The organism is Kangiella spongicola (assembly GCF_003194565.2).
In the GTDB taxonomy this organism is placed as follows: Bacteria; Pseudomonadota; Gammaproteobacteria; order Enterobacterales; family Kangiellaceae; genus Kangiella; species Kangiella spongicola.
Genome location: NZ_QICH01000001.1, coordinates 201,596 through 213,935 on the forward strand (window position 1 = coordinate 201,596; position 12,340 = coordinate 213,935).

The following is a 12,340-nucleotide window of genomic DNA, read 5'->3' on the forward strand; positions in this document are numbered from 1 at the left end:
TTTCGAATAATGGGCTTATTGCAAGTAGAAAACTTAAGTGTCGATTTCCAAACAGATAATGGAATTATCCCTGCCGTCGATCGTGCCAAGATATCGATAAACGCAGGCCAAGTTCAAGGCGTGATTGGTGAGTCCGGCTCAGGGAAAAGCGTCATGGCTCTTGCCATAGCGGGCTTATTGTCCCCAGCCGCAACTATGCGTGCTGATTTATTTAACCTTGATGGTCATGATCTGACACGCATGAGTGCCGGTGAGCGACAAAAACTAATCAGTAATAATATATCGATTATTTTTCAGGAACCGACATCAAGCCTAAACCCGTCACTAACGATCGGTTATCAACTCGATGAAACCATTCGCTTTCATAGTGGCGGTACACGTAAACAGCGTTATGACAAAGCTCAAGAATTGCTACTACAAGTAGGTATTATTGACGGCAAAAGGCGCTATAAAGAATATCCTCATCAATTATCAGGGGGCTTAAATCAACGTGTCATGATTGCCATGGCGCTTGCTTGCGAGCCCAAGCTTTTAATCGCTGATGAGCCCACAACCGCACTTGATGTAACGGTGCAATCTCAAATCTTGGATTTATTGTTAAAGCTAAACGAAGAACACAATATGGCTTTAATGCTGATTACACATGACTTTTCAATTTTGTCTGAAACCACAGACAAAGTGTACGTTATGTATGGCGGTCAAATCGTCGAATCAGGACGGACCTACAAGTTACTCAGTCAGCCCTATCATCCCTATACCAAAGCTCTTTTGAACAGTGTGCCGCATTACGGCATGCACTATCGCAAAGGACGTAGACTCTTTAACCTCAAAGGCAGCACGCCTTCGCTAGATCATTTACCGGTAGGCTGCTATCTAGGGCCACGATGCCCTTATGCCAATAGAAAGTGCGTACAAACACCAGAGTTAAGAACCTTAAAGGGACGTAAAGTGCGCTGTCACTTTCCACTAATTGAGGACGATAGTTAATGCCTAACTTATTTACAGCTAAAAACCTGACTAAAAGCTATCGAGTCTCGAACAACCCCCTTAAAAAGAGCCAGCTCGAGGTTCTACACGGCGTTAGCTTTAGCTTAAACCCAGGCCAAACTCTTGCGGTTGTTGGTGAATCTGGCTCTGGTAAATCAACTCTTGCACGAATTCTTGTTGGTGCAGAAACCCCTGATAGCGGACAGCTATTTTTTGAAGGCAAGAATATCTTAAGCAAAAAACATAAGTTTGAGTGGTTCAAAAATATTAGGTTGATATTTCAAGATGCTTCTGCATCACTAAATCCGCGCATTACTATTCACCAAAGCCTTGAAGAGCCACTGAAAAATGGTACTGACTATAATGCAACACAACGCAGCGACCGGATTGCCGAAGTATTAGAAATGGTGGGTTTACGACCAGAATACGCGAAACGATATCCACATACCTTTTCTGGCGGCCAGAGACAACGTATCGGCATTGCTAGAGCCTTACTGTTACGGCCAAAGGTGATTGTGGCTGACGAACCGGTTTCATCTTTAGATGTGTCCGTTCAGGCGCAGATTATTAACTTATTGCTCGATTTACAAGATCGGCTCGATTTAGCCTACGTCTTCATTTCTCACGATTTAGGATTAGTGCAACACTTTAGTGATAAAGTCTTGGTATTGAATAATGGTACTCAAGAAGAATACGGCCCAGTATCAGATGTCTTTAGCCAGCCAAAGTCTAAATACACCCTTGAATTACTCGACGCCTCAGCAGGCTATAAGAAGCCTGAATAACTTCAGTGATTCATGGCTAATCCAATAATCCTGTTAAACCAATCTAATTAACCTTTGTTTTAACAAATCATAAAAACTAGACAAAAAAATAGCCGCTAAAAGCGGCTATTTGAATTGAAACTAAAAAACTCGTTATCGACTGACTTCAACGATCGCTTTGAAGTATTCTACTAAGTTAGCAGAATCCGCTTGGGTCGCTAAACTTCTAGCTGTCTGTTTTAACTGAGTTTTAGTCGCTTCATCAATCTCTGAAAAATCAGGATAATTCACACCTTTAAGCTCTATCACAGCATAGTCGCCATTAAACAATGGTTTGACACTGTATGAAGATTCTTCACCTTCTGGAGCAGGCAACTCATAGACCGCAGACACAAGCGCAAAATCCATCGCTGAATCACGACGCTTCAATTCTGAATTTTCCAACCAAGAAAGCTCTTCTTGTGCTAACAACTCTTCAACTGATTCGCCATCTTTAAGGCTACTTAAAACGTTATTCGCAAATTCCTCGGCATCTTTAGCTGCCTTTTCTTTGGTTAAGGCTGTGATAATTTGAGGCTTAACTTCTTCTAATGGCTTAACCGCTTCTGCTTTGTAATCTTTTGCAGTTACGTAAACGATATCTTTGCTGCCTAGCTCGATTTTGTCACTGACTTCGCTCGAATCAATTACTTTTGCACTAAATGCTTTTTCTAATAGTGCTGGATTAGCCGCTACACCAGTTGCTGTAGAACGCGTAAAGACGCCTGTTTCTTTTACTTCTAAACCGGCTTGCTCTGCGAATAGCTCGATATCATTGCCGTACTCAAACAAAACGTCATTTAGTTTTGTTTCTTTCGAGTAGAACTCTTCATCTGCTTTCTCTGCTGCTAACTTAGCGACGATTTCTTCACGCACCTCAGAGAGCGGAGTTGTTTTACCTTCACGACGGTCAATAAGCTTTAAGATATGATAGCCGAACGAGGTTTCTACAACGCCACTGATATCGCCTTTATTCTCTAGAGCTAAGGCTGCTTTTTCGAACTCTGGCGCCCAACCCGTGCCGGCTGACACTTCACTTTGCTCCTGTGCATCAACCCAATCAAGCTTACCCCCATCTTCGGCACTGAAAGTATCACTAGAGTGCTCTTCTGCTAATTGAGCAAAGTCTGCGCCAGATTGAATCTGCTCTAATAATTCTTTAGCTTTTTCTTCAGCGTTATCGACAGAATTATCAATTAAGATGTGAGCCACTTGTATTTCGGCTGGATCTAAATAATTAGATTTTTGTTGCTCATAATAAGCTTCAACTTCTTCATCAGTAACTTCAGCTTTCTTTTCTTCAAGCAACAAGTCTGCTGATAAACGCACATAACTAAGGTTAACTTGCTCAGGCTGCATAAAGCGAGATTGGTTTTGCTGATAGTACTCTTCTACTTTTTCATCTTCAAAGGTTACATCTTCAGAAAACTTTGCTAAAGGTACACGAAGCACACGAACGTCACGAGTTTGCTCTTGTAGGCGGTATAAAGTTTCAATTTCGTTATCTAGAGCGAAACTGCTTGATTGCAAACCATTTTGTAACTGTTCACGAGCGATTTCTTCGCGACCAATTTCTCTTAAACGGTTTTCGGTCAAACCGTTTTGTTGCATGATGCTTCTTACTCGCTCAGGAGAGTACTCACCACTTACCTGGAAGTTTTCGTTAGTACGCAACCAGTGCTTAACTTGCTCGTCTGACGCAGTAAAGCCGGCTCTAGCGATGCCCGCAGTTACTACTTCGTTGTCAATCAAGCGCTGCTCAATAGTGCTTCTTAGCTGTGCACGACTCGCTTCCGTCGGATAACGTTTTTCAAAGTTTTCACCATCACGTTGGCGCATCAAGTCGATTTCACGCTGAACTTTCTGGCTACTGATGGAAACACCATCAACTTCCGCTATACGGTTTGGATCGCCGCCAAACATATTAGCGCCGAAGTAGCCCGCACCAATGAAAAACACAATAATGACAAACATTACCGCTTTCATTATTGGACTCTGCATACTCTGCTGAATTCTTTCCAACATCATGGGTGAAATTACCTTTTGTGTTTAATCTGTTACTATGTGTTTATAACAAGTTTCTAAGCCAGTTATAAAAAACGCGCCATATAGGCGCGCTTAAAAGATGGCGGAGCGGACGGGACTCGAACCCGCGACCCCCGGCGTGACAGGCCGGTATTCTAACCAACTGAACTACCGCTCCGAATTTTTAAAGTCCTCACCACAAATATTGATATATTAACTTGTGGTGAAAGACTTGGTGGGTGGTACTGGGCTCGAACCAGTGACCCTCGCCTTGTAAGGGCGATGCTCTCCCAACTGAGCTAACCACCCAAAAATCGGCGCTTAGTTTACCGCGTCTTTAAGCGCTTTACCAGCTTTAAAACCAGGAACTTTTGCAGCTTTGATTTGGATAGTTTCGCCAGTCTTTGGGTTACGACCTGTACGAGCTGCACGCTCTTTTACAGAGAAAGTACCAAAACCAACTAGAGAAACACCTTCACCTTTTTGTAATGAATCTGTTACTGCTTCTAGCATTGAGTCTAGTGCACGACCCGCTGCTGCTTTTGAAATGTCTGCGCCTGCTGCGATAGCATCAATTAATTCTGACTTGTTCACTCACTTTCCCCTTTAATTTTTTAGAAAATCTGTGGTTTAAAAGTTTACTGCATTTCTTAGAGTTTTTATGCTTAACTCAAGGTGCTCTGTTATATCAACTCACAATGAAAACTGTCAAGATAATTTAGGCCAATATCGCTAAAAGTCTCTAGTTTTCTGCATTTCAGCCCTAATGTGGTTGAATTTTGTTCGCTTCTTCTTGCTTTGAAGCACTTGCCTTAGGCTTTGCTTCTACCGGTTTTGTAATCGGTTCTGGCAGTCGCTCTAGTGCAATATCGATGACTTCATCAATCCATTTAACCGCAACGATTTCCAAATCTTGTTTAATATTTTTCGGAATATCCTCAAGATTTCGTTCGTTCTCTTTTGGAATAATAACGGTCTTAATACCACCTCTATGCGCCGCCAATAACTTTTCTTTTAGGCCACCGATCGGAAGCACCTCACCACGCAGCGTAATTTCGCCTGTCATGGCCACATCTTTCCTAACCGGTATATCCGTCAAGCTTGAGATTAACGCCGTACACATGCCAATACCGGCACTAGGACCATCTTTAGGCGTAGCACCTTCAGGAACGTGGATATGCAGGTCTTTAGTCTCATAAAAGTCTGGTTCAATGCCAAGCGCTAAACAACGACTTCTAACCACAGTCATAGCGGCTTGAATCGATTCTTTCATGACATCACCAAGCTGACCCGTGAATACAGGCTTGCCCTTACCATTAACCACCACTGACTCAATCGTCAACAGCTCACCACCGACGGAAGTCCATGCGAGGCCTGTGACCTGCCCTACTTTGTTGCTCTCACCAGCCCGACCATAGTCATGACGTTGAACACCCAAGTACTTAGCGATATTTTCAGCAGTGACTTTTACCGTTTTCTTGGCTTTTTTCGCTAGCAACTGCTCTTTCACTGTTTTACGGCAAACTTTTGAGATTTCACGCTCTAGGTTACGTACACCTGACTCACGGGTGTAATAGCGGATAATGCTACGAATAGCATCTTCCGTTAGCTCTAACTCACCTTTTTTCAAGCCGGCATTTTTAATCTGTTTAGGCAGTAAGTAACGCTTTGCGATTTCTACTTTCTCATCTTCGGTATAACCCGGAATGCGAATAACTTCCATACGATCCAATAGTGGCGCAGGAATATTCATTGAGTTTGATGTCGCAATAAACATTACCTCAGACAAGTCGTAATCGACCTCAAGGTAATGGTCACTAAATGTATGGTTTTGCTCAGGATCAAGAACTTCAAGCAATGCTGAAGATGGATCGCCGCGCATATCCATAGCCATCTTGTCGATTTCATCGAGCAAGAACAAAGGGTTTTTAACCCCTACTTTACTCATACGCTGCATCAATTTACCTGGCATAGCACCAATGTAGGTACGTCTATGACCACGAATTTCAGCTTCATCACGTACGCCACCAAGCGCCATACGCGTGTATTTACGGCCAGTAGCCCTAGCGATTGACTGACCTAACGAAGTTTTACCAACGCCAGGAGGTCCCACTAAACAAAGCACAGGACCTTTTAATTTCTTCACGCGCTGCTGCACCGCCAAGTATTCTAAAATGCGATCTTTGATTTTCTCTAAACCATAATGATCTTCATCAAGCACTTCTTCCGCTTTAACCAAGTCGTGCTTGACGCGACTACGTTTTTTCCACGGCACGCCCAGTAACCAATCGATGTAACCGCGGACAACGGTAGCTTCCGCCGACATCGGTGACATCATTTTTAATTTTTTGAGCTCTGCTTCGGCCTTTTCTTTAGCCTCTTTGCTCATACCGGCTTCTTCAATTTTCTTTGCAAGCTCTTCATGCTCAGAAGCAGTCTCTTCGCCATCGCCGAGTTCTTTTTGAATTGCTTTAATTTGCTCGTTCAAGTAATACTCGCGCTGGTTTTTCTCCATTTGGTTCTTAACACGGCCACGGATACGCTTTTCAACCTCAAGCAAATCCATCTCACTTTCCATTTTGCTCATTAAGTGCTCGAGGCGCTCAACCACAGACTCCATCTGTAGAATCTCTTGCTTATCTTCTATTTTCAAAGACATATGAGCGGCAATGCTATCGGCCAAACGGCTTGGGTTCTCAATCCCAGCCAATGTTGTAAGAATTTCGCTTGGAATTTTTTTATTCAGTTTGACGTATTTTTCAAAGCTGTTTAACGCAGCTCGAGCTAAAGCATCTTCTTGATCTTCCTGCCCCGCTTGGTGCTCAATAAAACTCACTTCCGAAATAAACATCGGATCGGTTTCTACATAACTTTCAACTTTAGCGCGCTGAACACCTTCAACTAATACTTTGACATTACCATCGGGCAACTTCAGCATCTGCAAAACCGTTGCCACACAGCCATAGTCATAAACCTGATCGGTATCAGGCATGTCCTCAGTGGCTTCTTTTTGCGCCACCAACATAACCTGCTTATCGCCGTTAGTTGCTTCCTCTAACGCTAAAATAGATTTCTCGCGCCCAACAAAAAGCGGAATAACCATGTGTGGGAACACCACCACATCACGCAGTGGTAACAATGGAAGTTGTTTCGTTTCTAATGGCATGAATTCAATTTTCCTGGGATTTATAAAATCAGTGTATTGGACTGCGCACCTTTAAAGTACACAGTCCATCGTAGATTCTTATTCTGATGCTGCTTTTGATTGATTATCGTAAATTAACAGTGGTTCTGCTTCGCCTTTTACGACCGCACCATCAATACAAACTTTGCTAACACCTTCTAAGGATGGTAAGTCATACATGGTGTCTAATAAAATTTCTTCAAGTATAGAGCGTAATCCTCGAGCACCTGTGCGACGCGCCATTGCCTTATGAGCGATGGCGGCTAGAGCGTCTTGACGGAATTCCAGCTCAACATTTTCTAGCGAGAATAGCTTACTGTACTGCTTTGTTAGAGCATTTTTTGGCTCAGTTAAAATTCGAACTAGAGCTGTCTCGTCCAACTCCTGTAAGGTGGTCAGAATAGGTAATCGACCAATAAACTCAGGAATTAAACCAAACTTCACTAAATCATCCGGTTCTACTTTTTGTAGTAACTCACCAACTTTTACGCCATCGCTAACTTCTTTAACGTCAGCACCAAAGCCAATACCGCCTTTCTCTGTACGTTCTTGAATAACTTTTTCAAGTCCAGCAAAGGCACCACCACAAATAAACAAAATGCTACCTGTGTTGACCTGTAGAAACTCTTGCTGAGGATGCTTACGACCACCTTGTGGCGGAACTGAAGCAACTGTACCTTCAATCAGCTTAAGCAAAGCCTGCTGCACACCTTCTCCAGACACATCGCGAGTTATCGACGGGTTGTCTGACTTACGTGAAATCTTGTCGATTTCATCGATGTAGACAATACCACGCTCAGCTTTTTCGACATCATAGTCACACTTCTGCAGAAGTTTCTGGATAATATTCTCAACATCTTCACCAACATAACCAGCTTCGGTTAATGTTGTCGCATCAGCCATGGTGAACGGTACATCCAGCATACGTGCGAGCGTTTCAGCCAATAAGGTTTTACCGCTACCCGTAGGGCCAATAAGAAGAATATTACTTTTACCAAGCTCCACATCTTGATGCTCACTCGAATGAGGCTCATGCTCAAGACGTTTATAATGGTTATATACAGCAACCGAAAGAACCTTTTTCGCAGCCTCTTGGCCAATCACATACTGCTCAAGAAATTCAGCAATTTCTCTCGGTTTTGGAAGTTTTTCTTTTGCTTCTTTTGAGGCAATTTCTTGTATTTCTTCTATGATGATGTCGTTACATAAATCGACACATTCGTTACAGATAAACACGCGTGGCCCTGCAATCAGCTTTTTTACTTCATGCTGACTTTTGCCACAAAATGAACAATAGAGTGTTTTGTCGTCGGAGTTTTCGTTACTCATCTTCTACCTCAAGCAGGCGCCTTTAGACGTTAAGGCGGGCTTTATTTATGCTTTTTACACCTAATCGTGCAAAGCCAGATTTCTCTAAGTGATGAAATGAGGCTGATTGTTGATTTTTCAAGTGTGAATAGCGCTTAGCGAGCTCTAACACTGACAAAATCAGCTTCCTATAACCTAACAGTACCAAATATCTTAAAGCAACAAAAGCAAAAAGCCTCGCAAAGCCATAACAGCTCTAATTTTAGACAGTTTTCACCTATTCATTTTCTCGACTTTAAATCGGTTTCATATTTGCTAAAGAATCGGCTGTGATATACTCGAAAAATGTTTCCTGGAGCCCATTCGCCATGAAAATCAAAACGCTAACTCATCTTGCTCTCGCCTTACTTTTTATCGCACTGCTTAGCTTTTCAAAGACGAGTCAGGCTAAACGAACGGTCGCAGTTACTGATGTTCATGGTGCTTATCAAGATTTGCTAATAGTTCTCAAGCACAGCGATGTGCTGAATGAGCAGTTACAATGGACAGGAAACACCGACACCCTAGTAATTATTGGTGATAATCTCGATCGAGGCCCAGAGTCACGCAAGGTGTTAGATTTATGGATGCGTCTTGAAAAGGAGGCCGCCGAAGCCGGTGGCGAAGTGGTCGCATTGCTCGGTAATCACGAAGCCATGAATATTATGCCCGATCTGCGGTATGTGGCTGACGAAGAATTTGCGGCTTTTATTCCAGAGGAGTCCTCCTCTTACCGCAATAAAGTCTACAAAGATTTTTTACAGTACTCACGTCGGGATGATAATAGCGCAAGCAAAGACGTCTTTAACCAGCTTTACCCTCCGGGTTACTTTGGACTGGTAGAAGCTTTCTCGCCCGATGGTTATTACGGTCGCTGGCTTTTAAACAAAGACGTCATTCGCACGGTGAACGGCCGAACGTTTGTTCATGGCGGTATCTCTCAACAACTACTTGACCTTGGACTAAGTGAACCACAGCTCAACCAGCGCTTTCGAGATGATTTAACCCAGTATGCTACTTTATATCACGACTTTATCGATGCCGGCCTTTTCAAGCATTATTTCAGCAAAGGCGAGCGAAAACAGGTGCTCCAAGCCCTGCTCGATGGCCAAATCAAATCTCGCTCACTGAACACACGCAATATGCGTAAAAAAGCCGAGCAGTTCCTCGAGGTTGCAGACTCAATAATGCTGACAACGTTCGGGCCCATCTGGTATCGAGGTAATATCTATTGTCATGCTTATTCTGAGCAAAAAGTTCTCGACCAAGCTTTGAGACACTTTAAGTCAAAGCAACTCTTAGTGGGCCACACTCCCGACAAAAGTCGCTTAGTACGTTCAAGATTTGATAACAAACTTATTTTGCTCGATACGGGCATGCTACGTACTCACTATTCAGGCCACCCAAGCGCCGTGGTGATTGATGATGACAACCTCAGCGTGGTCAATATCGACAATCCCGAAGCGAATGCCCCACTTCCCGATCCGGTTCGTAAACCCTTATACCCTAATGGTTTAAGCGATGATTATTTGGCTGAATTTTACCAAAATGCCAAAGTGGTGGACTCTAAGCCACTGGATGATTTTTATAGCAAACCCATTAAGCTGACTTTCGAGCTAAACGGCAAACGTCATAATGCAATCTTCAAATATTTAGACAGTGACCCACAAATGCATAAGAAGCCTTGGAAACGTCGTCTTGGAAACCTGGCTGATCGCTATATTTATGATTTAGCGGCTTATAAGCTCGACCGTGAGCTCGGTTTATTTATGGTGCCATTTACCATGGAGTACCATTTTGAGGGTAAATCTGGGATTTTGCAGTATTGGGTGGAAAACTCAATCACGCGAACTGAAATGATCGAGACAGGCGAGTCTTTATACAGCTTCTGTAACACGCAAGATTCCGAAGATATTATGCACATTTTCGATTGGCTGATTTTTAACGATGACCGCAACACTGGTAACCGATTGTATGACAAGGACAACGGTTTTTTGTGGCTAATCGACCACAGTCGAGCTTTTCGCTCAAAAATCAGTCTTCCTGAATACTCAAGACCTATGCCTAATTACTTGTCACCCCTCTTTAGAGCAAAACTGAAATCTTTAGACTCTGTGAAATTACAGCAATTGCTGGGAGATATTTTGCATAAGAAACAAATCAGCGCCCTACTCACTAGGAGAGATAAAATCCTTCAGCGCTTGCCTTAGGGCTCAGTTTTAATGGTGATCTTCCAAGGGGTACTAACTTCGTACCCCGCAAAGTCACTGGCTACGAGCTCAAGCTTGAGTTTTTGTGGCCGTCCTTCAGGTGGGGTCAGCGACAAAGTCAATCGCTGGGGATCAAACTCACACCAGGCAGGCAGTTTTTGTCCCTTAGCTGCTCGAACTTGATAACGTATAAAATCACCAGCATCCGGTTCGATAAACGTATTCTCTGCGATGGTTAAAACGCTTCGCTTTCCCGCGGCGACCGTTTGTGGCTTCAGTACCGCTGATAGCACGGGAGCGCTACCTTCATCGACCGCCCCATACTGCAATTTATAGCGCTTGCGTATGGCGAGCGCGGTCCAACAGCATAACCCAGCTAATAAGGCATTAAAGGTTATAAACTCAAACGTTCCGAGCCCAAAGAGATTCACACCAACAGCGACACTCGCACCATACATCAAATCACCAAAGCGATAAAAAAACGTATCCATGGCATTTTTACTGAGGTACTTATCCTCCCGAGAAACCGGCAGGAATAAAGCATGACGACTAGTATTTTGAATGGAATAATTAACACTGTTTTCCGCAACTAAAGCCCACTTAACCACTGCAAAAAATGGAAAGAACATAATCAAGCTGTAATTAATTAGCATTATGGTCGGCAAAATAACAATAGAAGCCCCAACGCCAATCCAGCGAAATAACCGTGCCACCACAAACACCTGTAATAACAAGCCGATCAGCGTAAACCATGCGATATAATCCGAATAGAACTCCGTCATAAAGAGCTGCTCTTCGTAGCTACCGCGTGTAGCAACTTGCTGTGATTGCGCTATAACAAACTTCGCTAAGACATATTCACCAACAGAGTTTACCCAGTTATAAAGCAACACAAAAAGCGCTATAAGAACCAAATAACGGTTATGAACAAAACGAGATAATCCACGCCACCATGCAGGATTTGCGCCTAACGAAGGTTCAGAACTCTGCGCTCTTGAGCCAGAAGGAATTGCACGATAACTTAATTGAGACAGCAGATTCAAAGCCAGCAACAGCAGCGCTGATAAAACCATCAGCCCGACTACCCCCACCAATGGAAAAAGATATCCACCAAGTTTTGCACCCACCCAAGCGCCACTGGTGCCTCCAATAGCAATTATCGCAAACAGTCGCTTACCACTCATAGCGTTAAAGCAATCCGCACAAAAAGCCCAAAACAAAGCCACCACTGTAACACTGTAAATCCCAAGCCAAATATAAAACGCAATGCCAATGGGCAAGGAAAGACGCTCAGCGGCTATAAACACTGCTAAATTGAGCACAAAGAAAATCAGCACTCGCCTTAAAAATAACGACTTGTCTTGTTGGCGTGAATAGCGGTAATAAAATCGGTTAAAAAGCGGAATAACCAACAGTAAAATTGTCGCTTGCGCTGCGGTCGTGTAGCTTTTTAACTCGGCGCTACCATCAGAAAGGATTAAGGGATCGCGAATGACTTTAAGTAGGTAGTAAGATGTCATCAGCAAGAATAGGCTGAGAAACATTAACATTATGGCCTTACCCTCCCCGGCACGCACCCATGCGAAGCGAGATAAACAGCGCTCTATAAAGCTATATTGCCGGCGACTACCCATCAAACCTCCAAGCAAGCTTAATACTTACCTATTCGATGGCGCAAACCAACAACTACTGTTGCCTGATATTTTTATATGAAACTTTATTCTTAGACCAGAATAAAACGTAAAGGTGTCAAAGAGAAAGGCTTTATTGATAAAAACAAGCCA

General features: G+C 43.3%; 8 protein-coding genes and 2 tRNA genes. 3 read left to right on the forward strand and 7 right to left on the reverse strand.

Going from position 1 to position 12,340, the window contains the following annotated elements; translation table 11 throughout:
* Window positions 1–9 precede the first annotated feature (9 nt).
* Complete coding sequence (locus tag DL796_RS00820; protein WP_110199055.1) at window positions 10–987, forward strand: ABC transporter ATP-binding protein; 978 nt, start codon at window positions 10–12, stop codon at window positions 985–987.
* Complete coding sequence (locus DL796_RS00825; protein ID WP_110199057.1) at window positions 987–1,772, forward strand: ABC transporter ATP-binding protein; 786 nt, start codon at window positions 987–989, stop codon at window positions 1,770–1,772. Before DL796_RS00820 ends, DL796_RS00825 begins: the two co-directional genes overlap by 1 nt.
* 132 nt (window positions 1,773–1,904) lie before the next feature.
* Here DL796_RS00825 and DL796_RS00830 read toward each other — a convergent pair whose 3' ends face one another.
* The 6 genes from DL796_RS00830 to clpX form a co-directional block, all read right to left on the reverse strand.
* Entirely contained in the window at window positions 1,905–3,818 is a 1,914-nt protein-coding gene (locus tag DL796_RS00830) for a SurA N-terminal domain-containing protein (protein ID WP_110199059.1), read from the reverse strand.
* A 98-nt stretch (window positions 3,819–3,916) separates the two neighbouring features.
* A tRNA-Asp gene (locus DL796_RS00835) sits at window positions 3,917–3,993 on the reverse strand.
* Window positions 3,994–4,048: 55 nt separating this feature from the next.
* Window positions 4,049–4,124, reverse strand: a tRNA-Val gene (locus tag DL796_RS00840).
* Window positions 4,125–4,136: 12 nt separating this feature from the next.
* Window positions 4,137–4,409 (reverse strand): HU family DNA-binding protein, encoded by a 273-nt coding sequence (locus DL796_RS00845; RefSeq protein ID WP_110199061.1) that lies wholly within the window; start codon window positions 4,407–4,409, stop codon window positions 4,137–4,139.
* Between the two features lie 169 nt (window positions 4,410–4,578).
* Window positions 4,579–6,981: an endopeptidase La gene (gene lon / locus DL796_RS00850; RefSeq protein WP_110199063.1), complete on the reverse strand. Its 2,403-nt coding sequence runs from the start codon at window positions 6,979–6,981 to the stop codon at window positions 4,579–4,581.
* A gap of 78 nt (window positions 6,982–7,059) precedes the next feature.
* On the reverse strand, window positions 7,060–8,328 hold the full coding sequence (clpX, locus tag DL796_RS00855; RefSeq protein ID WP_110199065.1) for an ATP-dependent Clp protease ATP-binding subunit ClpX: 1,269 nt from the start codon (window positions 8,326–8,328) through the stop codon (window positions 7,060–7,062).
* 347 nt (window positions 8,329–8,675) lie between these two features.
* Here clpX and DL796_RS00860 point away from each other — a divergent pair, with 347 nt between their 5' ends.
* Window positions 8,676–10,556 carry a metallophosphoesterase gene (locus DL796_RS00860; protein ID WP_110199067.1) on the forward strand — a complete coding sequence of 627 codons (1,881 nt, stop codon included), beginning with the start codon at window positions 8,676–8,678 and terminating at the stop codon, window positions 10,554–10,556.
* On the opposite strand, the gene DL796_RS00865 is transcribed toward DL796_RS00860, so the two are convergent.
* Window positions 10,553–12,076: an ATP translocase gene (locus tag DL796_RS00865; RefSeq protein WP_196597935.1), complete on the reverse strand. Its 1,524-nt coding sequence runs from the start codon at window positions 12,074–12,076 to the stop codon at window positions 10,553–10,555. The genes DL796_RS00860 and DL796_RS00865 overlap by 4 nt on opposite strands.
* Window positions 12,077–12,340 lie beyond the last annotated feature (264 nt).